The sequence below is a fragment of the Fodinibius sp. GM21 genome (genome assembly GCF_058386955.1).
On sequence record NZ_JBYEIQ010000003.1, the window covers coordinates 529,311 to 546,919 of the forward strand.

The window sequence follows — 17,609 nt, forward strand, 5'->3', positions numbered from 1 at the left end:
CTTGACACTATTTACTTATTGGAAACCATCCTTCCTAAAAAATTGGGCGTAAATATTTACGATAGTTCTCCTTCTATGGGATGTTCTCATTTACCAATGATCAAATCTATTTCAATAAGAAACTACCTACACTTAGTATATGCGTAAGATTTTAGGAAAAGAGGACAAATTGATTATCTAACTGTCTTTACAGATTACGGCATTACAAATAATCCCAATAATCTACTATTACGAGACAAGTTCCCAACTACTTTATTTATTGAAGGGAGGAAAGCAAAAGCTAATCAGTATCTAAAAGATGTGTTGTAACAAGCTACTGGTCCATCGGTACAATTTGGCCCGTAGGCGTTATTTTTTCGCGGGGACCCGGTTCTTCTTGTGGAAATTTATCTATAGACACATTAGGATCACGATCGTTAGGCACGTAATGAACATGTGAGCCGTGAGAGACAGCCGTATACGGATTCGGGTTAAAATATCCGAGTGCATCAGCCAGTGCCACCGAAGCCAACACCACGACCAGAGCTATAAAAATGTATTTGAGCGTATTTTTTGAGGTCATATCATCACTTCCTTCTCCACTTTAAACAGCTTTATAAAGATAATATTGTCAGCTTGATTCCCGAAATGGTATTTTGAACATTTAAGAACTGCCGAATTCATCAGCGTATTATGCTGCGTAAGCTCATATATCTCAACTGGTCTGCATTTTTGAACAGACTTACCAACTTCCAGACCTTTCTGGTGGTGGGGTATATTATTTTCCTGCTGATCCTCTTTTCCAACCTGATCGGTTCTGCGCTGGTTATTGTGTTATTCGATCAAAATCCCATTGTCACTGACCAACTACCCTGGCTAACCGCTGAAATCCATCAGCTTATTATCCTTATTTTTGCCAATGTTCTTTGGATTCTCCATTTCTCTTTTACCAGCACCCGGCTGCTCAATATGAAGGAAAACAGGAAGCTACTAGCCTATGGATACCCTGTAAAAAAGCTGACTTGGTATTTAAATTTAATGGGCTTTTTCCATCCACTCAACGTCATCTACAATTTCACCTGGCTGGTTTTTTTGTTGATGCAGATTAAAAACCTGATGTACATCCCGGTAGTCATTACGGTCGTACTATTGAATTATGCGATTATCTATTCCATTAAACACCGGTTTCTCAAAATCGTTGAAAAGCGTTTTAAAATCATTGTTTTCAGCGCCTTGTTTATAATCTTTGGCTCCATTCAGGCGATTGCCATCATCTCGCGCCGTTTTGAACAAATCATTACCCATTACCTGCCGAGCGTCGAAATCATTAACAGCTATCTATTCTACACTCCCGGCGGTTTGCTGCAATTCACGGCCACCGGCACCTACAACTTGCCCACGGCATCAGCCATTTATGCATTTAGCGCATTACTTATCTTCCTGATTTTCCGCGATCACTTTTTTAAAACCCGTGAAGGATTACAACAACCTGTTAGAGAACGCAAAATTTTCAAACGGGATAAGCGGTGGTACTATCTGAAAAAATGGCTGGGACTTAATGCCGGCAAGTTTTATCACTATGTATTATCTCATTCCTACAACCGCTTGCAGCTCTTAACCATTGCCCTTATTCCCGCTGTATATATCCCTCTTTTGTTGCAGCTGGGTAATAGTTATTACAGCGCCTTACTTATCCCTACCATGCTGGCGGCAATTCCGGTAGCACTGCTTGCCATGGGCATGGCCAATATGTTTGGCTATGAAAACAAAGAATTCCTGCTTCATAAACAGTTTCCCGTTTCGTTTGAAAAGCAACTCAAAGAGCGCTTTTTAGGGATCATTGTCGTTCCTCTACTCATATTCTATGTGATTACAACCGCTGAGATCATTTATCTGCCACAGCTTGGGTCCGTTGTTGAAATTTATATTGCCAATACCTTCTTTTTTGTTTGCTTTACACTCGTATTCCTTTGGGCATCATTTTATTATTACAAAAAAGTTAACTATTCCTCCTTTAGCTTCAAGCATCCGATCATTTCCCAAAAAGTCACTTTTATGATGATGTTCCTGATATTCGGACTCGGCTATGCCGTTTTTGCGCCGCTGGGAGAATTCCAGATTTATCGACTTTGGGTGATGGGAGGATTAATCATTGCTATAGGAATTTACCTTTGGCGTGATATGGATCTGTTAGTCCGCGCTTTCAATAAACATATATTACACAAAGTTTGGGCAGATTCCGGCCAATAAGTCTAATATTCTATTACTGCTACTATGGATGAAGCGATCAAAATTTCGGGACTACAAAAATCATACGGCGCTACTTCTGTACTCAATGATTTTGAGCTGTCGGTTCCCGAGGGAAATATATTTGGCCTTATTGGTCCAAACGGTGCCGGCAAAAGTACGCTGATAGGCATATTAACAGGCCTGCTCGATTTCGATGAAGGAGATATTGTGATTAACGGACGCGAACTTAACGAGCAAAATGAACTTATGATTAAACAAGAAGTAGCCTCCGTACTTCAGCCACCTCTTCTTTTCGAGCACTTCACCAGCCATGACTTCCTACATTATATTTGTGATATATATGAGGTTGATCCCGAAACACGTCAGCAAAAAATGGACTCACTGCTGGAATATTTAGGACTCATGGAATTTGAGCATGCAAAAATTAACAAGCTATCCGCCGGAAGCCGGAAAAAACTCTCCTTCTGTGCAGCCATCCTCAGTGATCCTAAAATCTTGTTTTTAGATGAACCTTTTGAAAGCATCGATGTTATTTCAATTGGACGCATGAAAACCATTCTCAATCGCCTGCAACAAAAGGGGGTTACCATTATCATCACTAGTCATATTCTGGAAATAGTGGAGAACCTTTGTGATGATATTGCCATTTTGCACAACCAGAAAATTATTGCCTACCTCGATTCAGAAACCCGCAAGAAACTGCAAAAAGATGCCAGCCTCAGCGAGATTTTTGAGAGTTATGTACAGGTGGAAAAACCCAAAAATGATGTGCTTAAATGGCTCTAGGGATAGCTTTTTCAGATCCTGAAACAAGTTCAGGATGACATCTGATTAGTTACGCTTTTGATTTAATAGATCTTTTAGTTCTGGGTTTGACTTTTCAATCAAGTTAAATTTCCACTCCCGGTGCCAATTCTTTAACTGCTTTTCTCGTTCTATCGCTTCTTCTATATTCGGATACTCTTCGAAATAAAGTAACACATTCAAGTTATACTTAGCTGTGAATGTTGATCCTTTCCCATATTTATGAGTTAGTATTCTTTCATCTAACTCGCTGGTAACACCAATATAAAGTACGGTGCGCTTAATATTAGATAAGAAATAAACATAACCATTTTTCCCTGATGAATTTCTATACGCCATATCATTGTCCCTTAACATGTATTAAATAGTAACTGATTCAATGTGTAAGACCTTTTTTAGGCTATAAACTTACAGTTTTAACTTCTATGTCATCCTGAACTTGTTTCAGGATCTGCATATTTCCGTATCTTTTGGATAACACTGCGTTGAAATAAACAAATCAACCAAAACTCTTTCTCGGTAACACTATAGAAGCAGTACGGCTTACCGATCTTATACAAATCTTGCCATAATATTATGACCTCAGGATTTCGGCATACCATCACCGAAAGAAAAAGGAAATGACTTTACCCTCCTTGTTAGTTATAATAATACATTAAATGCCAATTCAGGGGCCTCGATTATGCAATCAGAAATAGCACGGAAAAAAGCCAAAAACCCTAATCACGAAGTGGGATATTTTGAACGCCTAGCCACCCATGTCCGCGATCTCCGCGACACCCCGCCCGATGTGTTTGAAGATGTTAGTTTTACGGATTGGTCGAGTCTGAGCTGGGAAAAAGTAAATCGTCCCTATAAAGTGGACAAATGGGCTGAGGGCAAAAAGAAGTGGGAAGAAGAACACGGCGAACGCATGGGGGTCAAAGAGGGCTGGAAGCACTTCAACAAATCTTTTCATCAGCTATTTATAAAAGACGTGCCCGAAGAGAAGCAGCAAACAAGATCAGCCATTTGGAACAACCTGATGAGCATGGATATCCATGGGGCGGGCGAAGCACTGGAAGAGCTTGTACAACTGCTGGTTTGGAACAAAGTGCATCGTGTGGAAGACGCCATCTGGGATCCCCGCGGCAAGCGTGCGCTATTTGAAGACCTCGACGTTGAAAAACCAGAAGTACTGTTTTTGGGTGCAGCCGACGGATACGAAGCCATGCAATTAATGGCGCAATATCCCGGCGGACACGCCGTACTGGTTGATTACGATGAGTTCTGCAAGACCGACCGCTATGGTAAATTTCCCGCTCAATATCCGTTTTTGGGAAACGATCCGGCTACCGGCAGCCAGAAGATATACTACAAAGAGGATATAAATATTGATTTTGTAGTCGAGGATATCCGTAACTTAAAATACGGCAAAGAGTTCGATATTGTAGTCAGTATAGGACTCATCGAGCATTTTCCCGATGAATACAAACACGAGGCTTTTGAAATGCATCGTCGGTTCTTAAAACCCGGCGGCTATGCTATTCTTACCACTCCTCGAAATCAGCTGCGGAGCAAAGCATTTTATACGGTAATGAGCGACTATATGAATTACGGTTACCGCGAGCTTATGGATGTTCAGCAGATGGGACTTTATGCCTGGGAACACGGCTTTGATATCTTGCGCGCCGGATATATCAAAGCTCATAACGGGCTTATTTGCAAGGTGCGTTAGCTTCCTTCCGCCTCTATTATCTTCACCGAAGTTGCTACTATGTTATACTCTTTTCCTGACATTTTCATATCGTCAGGATCTGCGCCGGCATCTTCTGCATAATGCTTGGCCTGATCTTCAGAAAGCTCTTTAACCTTAAGCACGCCCATTAACTGCACCTTCGAACCGGCAGCATCTTTCGGAATAAAGAACTTGTAATCCTTAAACGTAACGCGAATACTTTGATCTCCGGCTGGAAGGATGAAAAAACACCCTTTCTTTTGGCATACCTGTTTTATAACCCCCTTGGTTGCCACCTCCTGACCTTTAAATATATTACTGTTTCTAACTAAATATCCCGGCGAAAAAAACTGGGTATCCTCCGGGAACTCACTGCCATAAACCTCATAATTCTCTCCCGTTTCTACCGGCTTTGCCAGCTGTATGTTTTCAGCTGCATTTTGGGCAACACCGATATTTGTTAACAATAATATTCCAACAATGATAATAGCTAAATCTTTCATGGTCGATTTTATCTTTTTCGGTTCAAAATAATGGCGAAACAAGTTCACAAACCTTCTCAAGCATCTTGCGGTGTTCCTCGGTCATGGAATCTTTCTTGTGCGAATCAATATCCAGCTCGGCAACAAATTTCCCGTCTTTTTTTACAGGTACTACAATCTCTGCTTCCACATGCACGCTGCATGCCAGATAATTATCTTCCTTGCTCACATCCTGCACAACAAACGTTTCGTTCGTTTCCGCTGCCTGACCACAAATCCCTTTTCCAAATGGGATACGCGTATGATCGGTTTCTTCTCCGACATATGGTCCCAGCACAAGCTCACGATCGACCTCGGGATCAACAAGATAGAATCCTACCCAGTCGAAGGCGTCAACCTGTTCAGCCAATAACTCACAGATTTGCTGCAATTTTTTTTCACGGGATTGATCCTCACGATCTGCAATTTTGCTAACAGTACCAACAATCGATTCGTAATGTTGTCCTTTTTTTTGCTCCATCAATATTCTATTAAATGCTTAAAAATTTGAATCTAAATCTAAGATTAAATTTAACATTTGAAAAGGGTACTTCGTTGGGAAAAATGGTTCAACTTTTATCCACCATTTCCTATCTTTAGGGTCTATGTTTGAAGATTTATTAAGCCAAAGCAACGTTTTTACTACTTACTTATCGGGAACCACTACTCTTTTTATTGCCGCCTTCACCTCTATTATATCGGTTGCTAATCCCCTGGCTGCCATGCCCGTATTTCTTTCGCTGACTGATAACAATACCGATACTGAACGAATCTATGTTGCCAAGAAATCATCTTTCTACATGTTTTTAGTTCTGATCATTTTTCTTTTAATCGGAACCTATATTATGAGCTTCTTTGGCATCAGTCTGCCGGGAATTCGTATAGCAGGTGGACTCATTATTTTACGCGCTGCATACGCTATGTTAAATCCAGGTGTATCAGAGAAAAAAATATCAGATGAGGCCCAAGAAGCAGCAAAGGAAAAAGAGGATATTTCTTTTAGTCCCATGGCTATGCCGATGTTATCGGGCCCCGGAAGTATTGCAGTCGTTATCGGATTGGCTTCACAGGCTGAGGGAATTTTCGACCTAATCATCATGAGCGGTGCCATCGTATTGGTAGCTCTTATTTCGTACGGTGTGTTACGGCTGGCTCCGTTTTCAGCAAAGTATATCGGTCCCACCGGGATGAATGCCATTACCAGAATGATGGGATTTATCGCAATGGCCATCGGTGTGCAGTTTATCCTGAATGGAATTTCTAAGTTTTTTGGGGTCTGAGAAAGTTAAAAGTGAGAAGTGAAAAGCAAGAAGAAAAACCAAAAAGCAACTATTTTACAGTAATTGCTAAAGCTGTTTCAACTTAGATAACATAGCAAAAAATTCATTTATCAAATCATCGATACGCGCGAGTTCGCATTTTTTAGTAAAGCCAAGTTGTTTTGAGATTTCCAATTGTGTATCTATTTCAACCAAGGAAGATCTAGCTATTTCATAAAACCTTTTCCTTTCTCGCTTAGAAGATCGAGAAGCCCCTTCAGAAATATTAGATGGAACCGAAACAGAGACCCTTCGTAATTGACTAATTCATCTAAACTTTTCTTTACTCGGAAAATTATTAGTAACTGAATAAATCTCTGTTACAATTAAGATGCCCTTTTTCCAAACTTCTAACTTTTTATGATCAAATTTTAACATTTTATCAGGGTCTTGTTAAGATTCTTTAGTAAGCACCTTCACTAAGCAATAACTTACAATCTTATCTTTTTACTTTTGCCTTTTCCCTATTCAACGCTGTCTTTCCATAATCAGCCGCAAGCCATCAAGGGTGAGCATAGGATCAATAACATCAAAGTAGTCGGTATGTTCGGCAATTTTTTCAGATAAACCTCCTGTGGCAATCACTTTTACCGATCCTCCCAACTGTTTTCGCATTCGATCAATGAGTCCTTCAATCATACATAAATGACCGAGCACCAAACCCGACTGCATGGCCTCCATTGTACTGCCGCCAATAACCTGCTTCGGGGGCTCCAGCGGAATCTGCGAAAGCTGAGCGGTTTTCCCCACCAACGCATCAATGGTAACTTTTAGTCCTGCAGAAATAGACCCTCCCAAAAGTTCGCCCGGTTTTCTCACAGCCATCACCGTCGTTGCCGTACCAAAATCCACAACAATACAATCATCCTTGAACAACCCATAAGCGCCCACGGCATCAGCAATAAGATCAGCACCTACACTTCGGCGATTTAACCGTTTAATAGTTAACCCTGTCTCCACATCCCCATTCAAAATCAAAGCTTTGGTATGTGATTTTTTCTCAAAAACCTCGCTAATCGTCTGTGTAAGCTGGGGCACTACACTGCTGATGATAATCTGATCAAACCTGTTGAAGCCAAGATCAAATTCGCTGAACAAACTATTAAAAAGCACCGCATATTCATCGGCCGTTTTATCGGTATCGGTCTGGATGCGCCACTGGTGTTTCCATTCTCCTTTTGAAGAAGCTCCAATAACAATGTTACTATTTCCGATATCAAGGGCGAGCAGCATATTTCCACAATAATTTGGTTAACATTTTCAAGCAGCTAAAATAGGAGGGCTCTCAACTACTTCAAAATTTGTATTATATTATCATTTCTGATATGCTCCCTTCAGCGAACAACTGCAATAAAAGTTAACATCATGGAATCAGCGGATCGCCTGCATCGATTGTTTGAATACGATAACTGGGCTAACGAACAAGTCTTATTGAGCCTGCAAGACCACCTTGGTTTTGAGGGATCTGAAAGAGCTGTTACATACTTTGCCCATATTGCCGGCTCCCAACAAATGTGGATGAATCGCATTAATGGTAAACCGCTGGACGATATTCAAATTTGGCCGGATTATGGATTACCAGAGGCACTTCAGCAGCTTAAAACGTTAAATCAGCAATGGAAACAATTGATTGGGGCCAACAAAAACAAGTTGGATAACATCATCTCCTATACCAATTCAAAAGGAATTCCCTACGATACATCCCTCTCCGATATTTTATATCATGTTATCATTCACGGGCAACATCACCGGGCACAGATCGCCAAATTGTTACGAAATGCAAAAATTGACCCGCCGGCCACCGATTTTATCTTCTTTACCCGTTCGAATTAGTATATTCACCCTCCAAAAATCGCAATCACTAAAAAACGGCTTTTAGTTTGAAACTTATAGAACAAGCACTCAGCGCTTTTTCAAGTTTTATGTGGGGCATGCCGCTCGTTTACCTTCTGGTAGGCGGCGGACTTTTCTTTCTGATCTATTCACGTTTTGCCCCCTTTAAATATTTAAAACACGCCCTTGATATCCTTCGCGGCCGCTATGATAATCCAGACGATCCCGGCGATATCACCCACTTCGAGGCCTTATCAAGTGCCCTGGCTGCAACCGTAGGCATGGGAAACATCAGCGGCGTAGCTGTAGCTATCTTCATGGGCGGCCCCGGTGCTCTTTTCTGGATGTGGGTCAGCGCCTTTGTAGGCATGGCTACCAAATTCTTTACCTGCACACTGGCTATTCTGTATCGAGGCGAAGATTCTGAAGGCAAAGTGCAGGGCGGGCCGATGTATGTGATTCGCGAGGGACTCGAAAAAAAATGGGGGGATAACTGGACATATCTATTTAAACCCTTAGCTGGAATTTTTGCCTTGGCTGGGATTTTTGGTCCTCTCCCCATTTTTCAAGCCAATCAGCTGACACAAATCCTGCGCGATAGTATTTACATACCTCAAGGCTGGGTTACAGCCAACGCACATATGGGCGGGGATTTAATTACAGGACTTGTGCTCGTTGTATTGGTTTCCATCGTTATTTTTGGTGGCATTACCCGTATTGGAAAGGTTACCTCTCGACTGGTTCCTGCAATGGTTGTTATTTACGTAGGATGCGTGATTGCTATACTTGCTGCACATATAACTGAGATTCCCCACTACCTGGGACTTATTGTTACTGATGCCTTCACCGGAAAATCTGTGATGGGCGGTGCGGTGGGATCTTTGATTGTCATTGGTATACAGCGCGGCGTGTTTTCTAATGAAGCCGGCCTCGGAACCGAAGCACTTGCTCATGGTGCGGCAAAAACCAAAGAGCCGGTCCGTGAAGGATTGGTTGCCATGCTCGGACCCGCCATTGATACGATAATCACTTGTACGATGACTGCCCTTGCAATTTTGGTCACCGGAGTCTGGAAATCCACCGAAGCAAATGGCGTTACCCTTACCCTAAACGCCTTTAATGAGGCCCTCCCCGAATTTGGTACATATCTGCTCGTGATCTGTGTGGTATTTTTTGCAATTAGTTCTATGCTTACCTACTCGTATTATGGGACCAAGTGCCTGGGCTATTTGATTGGTGCTGACAAACAACATTGGTATAATTACTTTTATGTGGCTTCCATCATATTTGGATCTATTGCCTCTATTGGCGCTGTAATTGACCTCATTGATGGTATGTTTGCCCTGATGGCAATACCCACGATGGTTTCAACCATCCTGTTGGCGCCCAAGGTGAAAGAAGCGGCCACCAGTTATTTTAGTCGCATTGATACGTTTGAGACCTTTAAGTGACAAGGCCAACTAAATTTTACCGGTGAGAAATCCATCCTAAAACCATTATATTCAAGTAAATTCATTTAACTACTGATTATGGCTGATGTCATCCTTGGAATCGATCCAGGTTCGCGTAACACCGGCTATGCTATCCTCACCGAGGAGAACAACAAACTGGTAGCACTGCGCTGTGACGTATTAAAGATGGCCCATATGGACGACCACTCCGACCGGCTGCAATACATTTTTGAGGAAGTTTCAAAGATTATCGCTTCTTTTAATCCCGATACCTGTGCCGTAGAAACACCCATTTATGGCGTTGACCCATTGGCTATGCTAAAATTGGGACGAGCCCAAGCAGCGGCGATGCTGGCTATCACTAATCACGACATTGGGGTTACTGAATATTATCCCAAACAAGTAAAAAAGTCGATTACCGGAAATGGCAATGCCAGCAAGGAGCAAGTGGCTTTCATGCTGCGCAAAACTGTAGATCTGCCTGACGAAAAACTATCCAAAGATGCCACTGATGCATTGGCTGTTGCATGGTGCCATCTGATGAAGCAAAACAGTTTTAACCGGCAGGCTCCCAAATCCCAAGAGAAATCGCATCAAAATAACAGTAAATCAAGCTGGGCCGATTTTGTAGCAAATAATCCTGACCGGGTTAAAGATTGAATTTGCGAATACCACTCTGGATCCCGATATGTAGGGACAAGACATTGTTTCAAAATCTGTAAGCTTTTATTTATTGTATTATAGAACCTGAAAATACATTCAGGATGACATTAAATCTTATTTCTGTTTTCATAATCCTACTTTTCACATGATTGCATATTTAAAAGGCGTCGTCCACAATAAATCACCGAACCAAGTTATTGTTGATGTCCGTGATGTGGGCTACCTGCTTGAAATTTCCAATCAAACATACGATAAATTACCGGATACAGGCGACGAGGCGGAACTGCTGGTTTATCATCATGTAACTGACAACGATCAGCGGCTATTTGGCTTTGCCAGTCAAAATGAGAAGGACCTTTTTGAGCTATTGATTACGGTAAAAGGCGTAGGTCCAAAACTTGGGCTTACTATTCTTTCGGGCTTGCCCGCACAACAAATAACGGGCGCAATTGTGCAAGAGGATAAATCTGCTCTGTCGAAAATTAAGGGTATTGGCAAAAAGACGGCCCAGCGGATGATCTTAGAGCTTAAGGACAAGATATCAGAAATGGTTGATGCCACTTACTCACCGGAAGAATCCGCAAATATTAGTAGCAATGTAAAAGAGGAAGCCGTTTCTGCCCTGCAATCGCTCGGCTTTAAAAAGCGGGATGCCGAAGAATCGATTGAGCTTGCAGCCAAGGGCGAAGACGTTGATGGCAACGTGCAAAAACTGGTTAAAAAAGCTCTCTCACAAATGGATAAATAATACTGTTCTAATTTCTCCAATATTTGGGAATAAATATTACAAAGAGGGTAAACAGTTCGAGACGTCCGGCCCACATCAAAAAGGCCATCACCATTTTGGAAAGCGGCGAAAAGGCAAGATAGTTATCCATTGGTCCTACAACCCCAAATCCCGGGCCAATATTTCCTATACACGCCGCGGATGCGCTCATAACTTCCAAGGTCTCCAGCTCTAAACCAATACGGTACGATTCTATCTCTATAATCAAAGCTCCTATCAAAAAAGTAAATATATACAGCAGAATCATAATTGTGACACGCCGAGCAGTTGCATCTTTGATAATATTATTGCTAACACGAATCGTTTGAACTGCACGTGGATAGATGGTTGTAAAGAGCTGCTTAACGAATGCTTTTATAGTCACAATCCACCGAAAAACCTTAATTCCTCCACCGGTACTCCCGGCACAGCCTCCGATAAACATCATCATAAATAACATCGTTTTTGCCATCGAGTTCCATGTATTAAAATCATAACTCGCATATCCGGTCGTAGTCACAAAAGTCAGTACTTGGAATAAACTATGGCGTATAGCATCCTGTGGATTATCAAAAATGTCACCAGAAATCATTACAAAAATTATTCCCCCTGTGAAAAGGAGAATGAAACAGTAAAAAAGAAATTCAGTATCTTTATACAGTTTTCGGGGATTACCGGTAAACGCCCTCCACATCAAGGCAAAGTTAACGCCTGCCATAAACATAAATGGAATAATTATCCATTGTACTGTCGATGAAAAGGCAGCTATACTTTCAGCTTCAGGTGAAAAACCACCGGTGGGCATGGTCGTCAATGCATGTGCTACCGCATTATAAAGATCCATTTCAGGGGAAAGCCCAAGTAGATGAGATCCATAAAGCAAGCCGCCGAGCGTTATCGTAAGAATAACATAGAGCAACCACAAAATCCTTGCTGTTTCAACAATCCGGGGCGTAATACGATCGAACTGCGTGCCCGGGGCTTCAGCCTCGATTAATTCTGAACCCCCTACGGATAAACGAGGAAGAATAGCTATCCCAAGTACGATGATCCCCATACCCCCCAGCCACTGTGTGATTTGACGCCACAGCATAATTTCAGGGCTGTGGGTATCAAATGAAATGGAACCCATCACGGTAGCACCCGTTGTTGTAAAGCCACTCATGCTTTCAAACAAGGCATTAATGGGGGTAGCTATCGTTCCATTGCCGGCCAGCAAATAAGGAAGTCCGCCAACCAATGTAACTCCTAGCCACGTTAATGATACCAGCAAAAAAGTTTCACGCAATCCAAGTTTGGGATTTGTATCGAGTCGCTGCAATAAAAACCCACCAATTAAAGACACCCCGATTGGAATAATAAAAACAAGAGGGTTTTCCTGCCCAAATAATGAATACACAAATGGCACGCTTAGTGGTACTGCAAGCCACTTCAAAATAGCCCCGAACAGGCTTAAAACACAGAAAATATCAACCTGCTTCCTCATAATTTTTCCACCATATCTTCAGCCTTACCCGTTGTCAGAATAACTAACTTATCTCCCAATTTGATGATTGTATCCGATGAGGGTATAACAGAATGATTATGGCGAACTATCGCCCCAACAGCGAATGGCTGGTCAAAACGTTGTTTCAATTCTGTTATAGTTTTATCTAAAATTTGGCTTTCTGCATCAATTTTTATTTCAAACACCTCTCCAATATCATGCTCCAACTCCGTTACGTTGCCCGTATAACTATCTTGTATATAGCTGGTTATGCTGGATGCAACAACTTCTCTGGGATGGACAACTCGCGTAATATCCAATGATTCAAAAAGCGATAAATACTGCTGTTCATGAACAACACTTACTAATCGCTGGGTTTCATATTCTTTTCCAATCAACGTTGCCAATATGTTTGTGGCATCATTATCTGTACTTACCAATATGATATCAGATTCAGGAATATTTTCTTCTTCCCAAATCGAACGCTCGGTTATATCTGCCTGTAGCACCATGGCCTGGGACAGATGCTCGGAAAGGAACTGAGCCCGTTTCGGATCCTTTTCAAAGATACGTATGCTCAACGGGGTATCCTCCAATAACAAGGCCGTTTGGTAACCAACATCTCCACCACCAAGAATATCAAACGTATCTTGCACCGGTTCAATCTCCTTTGATGCGATTGATATTCCAAATTCATCCACCTTTTGGGGAGAGCCAAATACCATAATACGATCTCCTTCTTCAAAGACCGTATCCGTCGATACCAGTATAAAATCACTATCCCTAAAAATTCCAGCAATATTAATTTCCGAATATTTATCACTTTGCTGAACGGTTTTATCAATCAGTTCACTGCCACTTTCCAGTCTAAATTCCGACATTTTAACTTTTCCCTGGCAGTACAACTCTTCATTAATTGATTCTTGCCGAGTGGACTGAAACCATAGAAGATCAGTTATTTGCTTTGCTGTTAAATTTGAGCGGTCAACCATGGCATCAATACCAAATGCACCCTCTCGTGTTTTCCAGATGTTTGCAAAAGATGGGTCAGATACACGTGCAATGGTAAAACAATCTGTTAAAAGCTTTGCCATACTGCCGATAAGAACGTTGGTGCGATCTTCGGACGTTGTTGATAGTACAATTTCAGCCTCATCTATTCCCGCTGACTGTAATACCTCTTCCTCAAGTCCATTTCCTGCAGTCACATTAACTTCAAACGGTATGCGATCCAGGTTGCTGGCGTCTTTATCAATCATTGCGATTTCATGATTATCAATAAGATCTTCCATTACACTCAACCCCACCTGCCCTGCACCAACAATTAGTATTTTCATAACAATTTAATTTCTATCATTAATAAACGTGTGGAAATGATAACCAATCAAGAACTCTGTCAAATAAAGCTATAATTCAGAGCAGTATCCCATAAATCGAATGCCCCAAAATTATAAAAAGCTCCATCATCCCAAAAGAAATAACAATTATTTAACAGGCTTGCTGTTTCAATTGCCGATGGGGCTTTGTACTATTGCTTCTTCATTTATGAGCAATTCTTTACTTATCTTTAGATAACATAGCAATCAATTTTTGAGCCGTGTCTGACAAGCAAACCATCTTAGTAGTCGACGACGAACAAGATCTACTCGATTTAATTGAATATAATCTTAAAAAAGAAGGGTATGACGTCCTGAAAGCCGAAGACGGCAAAGAGGGTATCGAAATGGCTCGCGAGCATAAGCCTAACCTTGTGCTTTTAGACATCATGATGCCTAAAATGGATGGCATGGAAGTAGTGGAACGCATGCGCGCCGATAAAAACCTGAAGCATATTCCTATTATCTTTCTGACGGCCCGGGGCGATGAAAAAACAGAAGTTGAAGGTTTGGATAAAGGGGGCGATGACTACATCACTAAACCCATAAGTACCACCAAATTGATCTCCCGTATTAATGCTGTATTACGACGATTTGAGGAGACCAGTCAGATGACGGATAAAATTGAAGTGCATGATATCGTCATCGATAAAGATCGATATATTGTCACCAAAGGTGATGAGGAGTTTCAAATGCCACGAAAAGAGTTTGAGCTTCTATACTTTTTAGCCAGTCGCAAAGGCAAAGTATTAGATCGCCAAACACTGCTCAATCAAGTTTGGGGCAACAATGTTTACGTAGTCGACCGAACGGTAGATGTTCACATCCGAAAAATTCGTGAAAAGATCGGCAGTGAGTATATTGAAACAGTTAAAGGCGTCGGTTACAAATTTAAGGAATGAGAAAAAGACCTTTTCAACATTTATCTCTTCTTGCACTCCGCAGTGCCCTCTATTCGGCACTATTAATAGGCATTGCGGCCGGTGTTGCTGCTAAATTTTTTCTGGACACTACTCTAACCCACCTATTGCTTATCGGCGGGGGAACCTTCGTGCTATCAGGATGTATTGTTTTCCTCGTTATCAATAAACAGCAATTTTCCCGCCTTAAAGTGCTTAATCAAATTAATAAAAATATCCTGAAAAAACGGTTTCGTGATTATGAAGAACTACAGGCAAAAAACCACGATGAGCTTGACTACCTGATCAAGCAGTCGGTGCGGGCCAGCAAAACCGTCGAGCGAGAAATACAACGGCTCAACAGAATTGAAAATTACCGCAAGGAGTTTATCGGGGATATTTCGCACGAGCTTAAAACACCCATATTTGCCATACAGGGTTTTATCGAGACACTGCTAAACGGTGCTATTGATGATGAGGAAGTAAATCGAAAATTCCTCGAAAAAGCCATGCGAAACGTCAATCGCCTCATTTATCTCACCAAAGATTTGATGGAAATCTCCAAGCTTGAGACAGGAGAATTAAAGTCTGATATCCAAAACATCAATCTGGAAGAACTGATTATCGAGGTTGTTAATAATCTGAAATACAAGGCGGAAAAAGCCGAGGTCTTACTAAAAACAGATATCCCGCAGTCCTACAAAGTCAGCGCCGACCGTAACCAAATTCGACAAGTTCTAATAAACCTGGTTGATAATGCCATCAAATACAACGTTGAGGGTGGAAAAGTTACCGTAGGGGTAAAGCCATGGCCGAAAGATCAACATCGGGTATTGGTGTATGTAAAGGATACCGGTATTGGTATCGGCCAACAGCATATTGAACGGGTTACCGAGCGGTTCTTCCGGGTAGATAAATCTCGTTCTCGAGAAGACGGCGAAGGCACCGGCTTGGGACTAGCTATCGTAAAGCATATTATCAAAGCTCATAATGAAGAACTGTTTATTGAAAGTACTCCCAATGTGAGCTCTTCATTTAGCTTTACGCTCAGCAAAGTTAATCTTACATCCAAAGAAGCTGAACCAACCGATTAAGTCCCAATAAAGATTTTGATGAACAACTCGGAAACCACTATTCTATTTTTGATAACCGGCCTCATTACAGCCTGTGGATCGCATAAAGCAATGCCTATCCTGCAAAAAACACGGATGAAGGTCGTCAACAAACAATATCTTGAGGCTATTTTTGCAGCTGAGAAAATTGTAGAACACTACCCAAATACGCCATTTGCAGAATCCGCCCGAGATATTATTCATCTTATCAATAAACAACACCTCGACGAAGAATACACGGTCACCGTTTAAAGGCCAAGTGCTCCGGACAAAATTACTTCACACTTGTTCGTATTTTCGATACCTTCCCTTTCCAAATTCATCAATACAAACATCCATCTATTTTTATGTTACATGCCGTAATCATGGCCGGCGGATCGGGCACCCGATTCTGGCCGCAAAGCACTGAAACTCGTCCCAAACAATTTTTGAATATTTTTGGCGAACGCACTATGCTGCAGGATACCGTTGACCGCATTAAGCCCCTGGTTTCTGCCGATCGCGTTTGGGTGATTACCAATGACAAATATGTTGATTTGGTGCAAGAGCAGCTCCCTGAGGTACCGGCTAACAATATCGTCGGTGAACCGGTTGGCAAAAATACTGCTCCCTGTGTTGCAGCGGCAGCTACGCTAATCCAGAAAAAGGATCCCGATGGAACAATGGTTGTTTTGCCTGCGGATCATTTAATCGGTATGCCCAAAATCTTTTTATCCATTCTGGAAACAGCAAAAACCAAAGCCCAGGAACCGGGTGTGCTGGTGACTATCGGCATCAAACCCGATCACCCCGAAACAGGCTACGGCTATATCGAGTTTGATGAGGATACTTCGGAAAACGTGGAAGGCCGCCAAGTTAAAAAAGTGAATCAGTTCCGTGAAAAGCCCGACCTCGAAACGGCGAAAGAGTTTATCGAATCGGGTAATTTCTTATGGAACAGCGGGATGTTTATCTGGAAGGCTTCAACCATTCTGGATAAATTTAAGCAACATCTTCCTACCATTTTTGATGAAGTAGAAAAACTAAAGTCCTCGGTGGGGACAAAGAATCAAAAAGAAGCTGTTGATGAATTTTACTACGGTTGCACTTCCATTTCTATTGACTATGGTATTATGGAACAGGCCGGCAGCGTGTATGTTGTTCCCGGCTCATTTGAGTGGAATGATGTGGGAAGCTGGCGTGCGGTTTACGACTTAAGATCCAAAGATGAGGATGGCAATGTCGTTCAAACAAATACTTCTGCGACGGCTGACGCCAAGAATAATCTTATACAAAGTGAAAGTGGAAAAATGATTGCCCTTGTGGGCGTTGAAAATATCGCGGTCGTGGAAACAGATAATGCTATCTTGGTTTGTGATCTGGACAGCTCTCAGGGGGTTAAAAAGGTAGTAAACAAGCTCCGAAAGGATAACAAGTTAAAACGATTTGTATAA

Annotated in this window: 20 protein-coding genes; 12 read left to right on the plus strand and 8 right to left on the minus strand. The window is 41.8% G+C overall.

The annotated features are described in order from the left end of the window. Nucleotides 1-313: 313 nt before the first annotated feature. On the minus strand, nucleotides 314-562 hold the full coding sequence (locus ACT3IB_RS09580; protein WP_491538784.1) for a hypothetical protein: 249 nt from the start codon (nucleotides 560-562) through the stop codon (nucleotides 314-316). Nucleotides 563-711: 149 nt separating this feature from the next. Between ACT3IB_RS09580 and ACT3IB_RS09585 the strand changes: the two genes are divergently transcribed. Continuing rightward, on the plus strand, nucleotides 712-2,229 hold the full coding sequence (locus tag ACT3IB_RS09585) for a hypothetical protein (protein WP_491538785.1): 1,518 nt from the start codon (nucleotides 712-714) through the stop codon (nucleotides 2,227-2,229). 24 nt (nucleotides 2,230-2,253) lie between these two features. Beyond that, on the plus strand, nucleotides 2,254-3,015 hold the full coding sequence (locus ACT3IB_RS09590) for an ABC transporter ATP-binding protein (protein WP_491538786.1): 762 nt from the start codon (nucleotides 2,254-2,256) through the stop codon (nucleotides 3,013-3,015). Nucleotides 3,016-3,060: 45 nt separating this feature from the next. Here ACT3IB_RS09590 and ACT3IB_RS09595 read toward each other — a convergent pair whose 3' ends face one another. Then, nucleotides 3,061-3,372, minus strand: a complete 312-nt coding sequence (locus ACT3IB_RS09595; RefSeq protein WP_491538787.1) for a GIY-YIG nuclease family protein — start codon at nucleotides 3,370-3,372, stop codon at nucleotides 3,061-3,063. 343 nt (nucleotides 3,373-3,715) lie between these two features. Between ACT3IB_RS09595 and ACT3IB_RS09600 the strand changes: the two genes are divergently transcribed. After that, nucleotides 3,716-4,750 carry a class I SAM-dependent methyltransferase gene (locus ACT3IB_RS09600; RefSeq protein WP_491538788.1) on the plus strand — a complete coding sequence of 345 codons (1,035 nt, stop codon included), beginning with the start codon at nucleotides 3,716-3,718 and terminating at the stop codon, nucleotides 4,748-4,750. Here ACT3IB_RS09600 and ACT3IB_RS09605 read toward each other — a convergent pair. Further along, on the minus strand, nucleotides 4,747-5,253 hold the full coding sequence (locus ACT3IB_RS09605; RefSeq protein WP_491538789.1) for a DUF4920 domain-containing protein: 507 nt from the start codon (nucleotides 5,251-5,253) through the stop codon (nucleotides 4,747-4,749). The genes ACT3IB_RS09600 and ACT3IB_RS09605 overlap by 4 nt on opposite strands. A 22-nt stretch (nucleotides 5,254-5,275) precedes the next feature. Then, nucleotides 5,276-5,752: a GAF domain-containing protein gene (locus tag ACT3IB_RS09610; protein WP_491538790.1), complete on the minus strand. Its 477-nt coding sequence runs from the start codon at nucleotides 5,750-5,752 to the stop codon at nucleotides 5,276-5,278. A 124-nt stretch (nucleotides 5,753-5,876) separates the two neighbouring features. On the opposite strand from ACT3IB_RS09610, the gene ACT3IB_RS09615 reads away from it, so the two are divergent. Continuing rightward, nucleotides 5,877-6,551: a MarC family NAAT transporter gene (locus tag ACT3IB_RS09615; RefSeq protein ID WP_491538791.1), complete on the plus strand. Its 675-nt coding sequence runs from the start codon at nucleotides 5,877-5,879 to the stop codon at nucleotides 6,549-6,551. Nucleotides 6,552-6,617: 66 nt separating this feature from the next. Here the strand turns inward: ACT3IB_RS09615 and ACT3IB_RS09620 are convergent, their stop codons facing one another. Both ACT3IB_RS09620 and ACT3IB_RS09625 read right to left on the minus strand, forming a co-directional pair. After that, nucleotides 6,618-6,857 (minus strand): four helix bundle protein, encoded by a 240-nt coding sequence (locus tag ACT3IB_RS09620; protein WP_491538931.1) that lies wholly within the window; start codon nucleotides 6,855-6,857, stop codon nucleotides 6,618-6,620. 201 nt (nucleotides 6,858-7,058) lie between these two features. Continuing rightward, entirely contained in the window at nucleotides 7,059-7,823 is a 765-nt protein-coding gene (locus ACT3IB_RS09625) for a type III pantothenate kinase (protein WP_491538792.1), read from the minus strand. A 132-nt stretch (nucleotides 7,824-7,955) separates the two neighbouring features. Here ACT3IB_RS09625 and ACT3IB_RS09630 point away from each other — a divergent pair, with 132 nt between their 5' ends. The 4 genes from ACT3IB_RS09630 to ruvA all read left to right on the plus strand — a co-directional run bounded on the left by ACT3IB_RS09630 (nucleotide 7,956) and on the right by ruvA (nucleotide 11,285). Continuing rightward, nucleotides 7,956-8,423, plus strand: coding sequence for a DinB family protein (locus ACT3IB_RS09630; protein WP_491538793.1), 468 nt, complete (start codon nucleotides 7,956-7,958; stop codon nucleotides 8,421-8,423). Between the two features lie 47 nt (nucleotides 8,424-8,470). Then, nucleotides 8,471-9,874, plus strand: a complete 1,404-nt coding sequence (locus tag ACT3IB_RS09635) for an alanine/glycine:cation symporter family protein (protein ID WP_491538794.1) — start codon at nucleotides 8,471-8,473, stop codon at nucleotides 9,872-9,874. A gap of 78 nt (nucleotides 9,875-9,952) precedes the next feature. Further along, nucleotides 9,953-10,534: a crossover junction endodeoxyribonuclease RuvC gene (ruvC, locus tag ACT3IB_RS09640; RefSeq protein WP_491538795.1), complete on the plus strand. Its 582-nt coding sequence runs from the start codon at nucleotides 9,953-9,955 to the stop codon at nucleotides 10,532-10,534. 148 nt (nucleotides 10,535-10,682) lie between these two features. Then, entirely contained in the window at nucleotides 10,683-11,285 is a 603-nt protein-coding gene (ruvA, locus tag ACT3IB_RS09645; protein ID WP_491538796.1) for a Holliday junction branch migration protein RuvA, read from the plus strand. Nucleotides 11,286-11,292: 7 nt separating this feature from the next. On the opposite strand, the gene ACT3IB_RS09650 is transcribed toward ruvA, so the two are convergent. Both ACT3IB_RS09650 and trkA read right to left on the minus strand, forming a co-directional pair. Continuing rightward, entirely contained in the window at nucleotides 11,293-12,789 is a 1,497-nt protein-coding gene (locus ACT3IB_RS09650; RefSeq protein ID WP_491538797.1) for a TrkH family potassium uptake protein, read from the minus strand. After that, the gene (gene trkA, locus ACT3IB_RS09655; protein ID WP_491538798.1) at nucleotides 12,786-14,126 is read right to left on the minus strand and encodes a Trk system potassium transporter TrkA; all 1,341 of its coding nucleotides are present in this window, start codon (nucleotides 14,124-14,126) and stop codon (nucleotides 12,786-12,788) included. The genes ACT3IB_RS09650 and trkA overlap by 4 nt, the downstream gene beginning before the upstream one ends. Before the next feature lie 260 nt (nucleotides 14,127-14,386). On the opposite strand from trkA, the gene ACT3IB_RS09660 reads away from it, so the two are divergent. From ACT3IB_RS09660 to ACT3IB_RS09675, 4 genes are all read left to right on the plus strand, one after another. Beyond that, nucleotides 14,387-15,067, plus strand: coding sequence for a response regulator transcription factor (locus ACT3IB_RS09660; protein ID WP_491538799.1), 681 nt, complete (start codon nucleotides 14,387-14,389; stop codon nucleotides 15,065-15,067). Next, nucleotides 15,064-16,158, plus strand: a complete 1,095-nt coding sequence (locus ACT3IB_RS09665) for a sensor histidine kinase (protein ID WP_491538800.1) — start codon at nucleotides 15,064-15,066, stop codon at nucleotides 16,156-16,158. The genes ACT3IB_RS09660 and ACT3IB_RS09665 overlap by 4 nt, the downstream gene beginning before the upstream one ends. A gap of 18 nt (nucleotides 16,159-16,176) precedes the next feature. Continuing rightward, on the plus strand, nucleotides 16,177-16,428 hold the full coding sequence (locus tag ACT3IB_RS09670; protein ID WP_491538801.1) for a hypothetical protein: 252 nt from the start codon (nucleotides 16,177-16,179) through the stop codon (nucleotides 16,426-16,428). 95 nt (nucleotides 16,429-16,523) lie between these two features. Further along, nucleotides 16,524-17,609 carry a mannose-1-phosphate guanylyltransferase gene (locus ACT3IB_RS09675; protein WP_491538802.1) on the plus strand — a complete coding sequence of 362 codons (1,086 nt, stop codon included), beginning with the start codon at nucleotides 16,524-16,526 and terminating at the stop codon, nucleotides 17,607-17,609.

Excerpts from the sequence above, each read along its gene's own strand:
- ACT3IB_RS09675 (WP_491538802.1), top strand. The coding sequence starts at position 16,524 with ATGTTACATGCCGTAATCATGGCCGGCGGATCGGGCACCCGATTCTGG.
- ACT3IB_RS09670 (WP_491538801.1), top strand. The coding sequence starts at position 16,177 with ATGAACAACTCGGAAACCACTATTCTATTTTTGATAACCGGCCTCATT.
- ACT3IB_RS09595 (WP_491538787.1), bottom strand. The coding sequence starts at position 3,372 with ATGGCGTATAGAAATTCATCAGGGAAAAATGGTTATGTTTATTTCTTA.
- ACT3IB_RS09665 (WP_491538800.1), top strand. The coding sequence starts at position 15,064 with ATGAGAAAAAGACCTTTTCAACATTTATCTCTTCTTGCACTCCGCAGT.
- ACT3IB_RS09625 (WP_491538792.1), bottom strand. The coding sequence starts at position 7,823 with ATGCTGCTCGCCCTTGATATCGGAAATAGTAACATTGTTATTGGAGCT.
- ACT3IB_RS09630 (WP_491538793.1), top strand. The coding sequence starts at position 7,956 with ATGGAATCAGCGGATCGCCTGCATCGATTGTTTGAATACGATAACTGG.
- ACT3IB_RS09605 (WP_491538789.1), bottom strand. The coding sequence starts at position 5,253 with ATGAAAGATTTAGCTATTATCATTGTTGGAATATTATTGTTAACAAAT.
- ACT3IB_RS09650 (WP_491538797.1), bottom strand. The coding sequence starts at position 12,789 with ATGAGGAAGCAGGTTGATATTTTCTGTGTTTTAAGCCTGTTCGGGGCT.
- trkA (WP_491538798.1), bottom strand. The coding sequence starts at position 14,126 with ATGAAAATACTAATTGTTGGTGCAGGGCAGGTGGGGTTGAGTGTAATG.
- ruvC (WP_491538795.1), top strand. The coding sequence starts at position 9,953 with ATGGCTGATGTCATCCTTGGAATCGATCCAGGTTCGCGTAACACCGGC.
- ACT3IB_RS09600 (WP_491538788.1), top strand. The coding sequence starts at position 3,716 with ATGCAATCAGAAATAGCACGGAAAAAAGCCAAAAACCCTAATCACGAA.
- ACT3IB_RS09610 (WP_491538790.1), bottom strand. The coding sequence starts at position 5,752 with ATGGAGCAAAAAAAAGGACAACATTACGAATCGATTGTTGGTACTGTT.
- ruvA (WP_491538796.1), top strand. The coding sequence starts at position 10,683 with ATGATTGCATATTTAAAAGGCGTCGTCCACAATAAATCACCGAACCAA.
- ACT3IB_RS09580 (WP_491538784.1), bottom strand. The coding sequence starts at position 562 with ATGACCTCAAAAAATACGCTCAAATACATTTTTATAGCTCTGGTCGTG.
- ACT3IB_RS09590 (WP_491538786.1), top strand. The coding sequence starts at position 2,254 with ATGGATGAAGCGATCAAAATTTCGGGACTACAAAAATCATACGGCGCT.
- ACT3IB_RS09615 (WP_491538791.1), top strand. The coding sequence starts at position 5,877 with ATGTTTGAAGATTTATTAAGCCAAAGCAACGTTTTTACTACTTACTTA.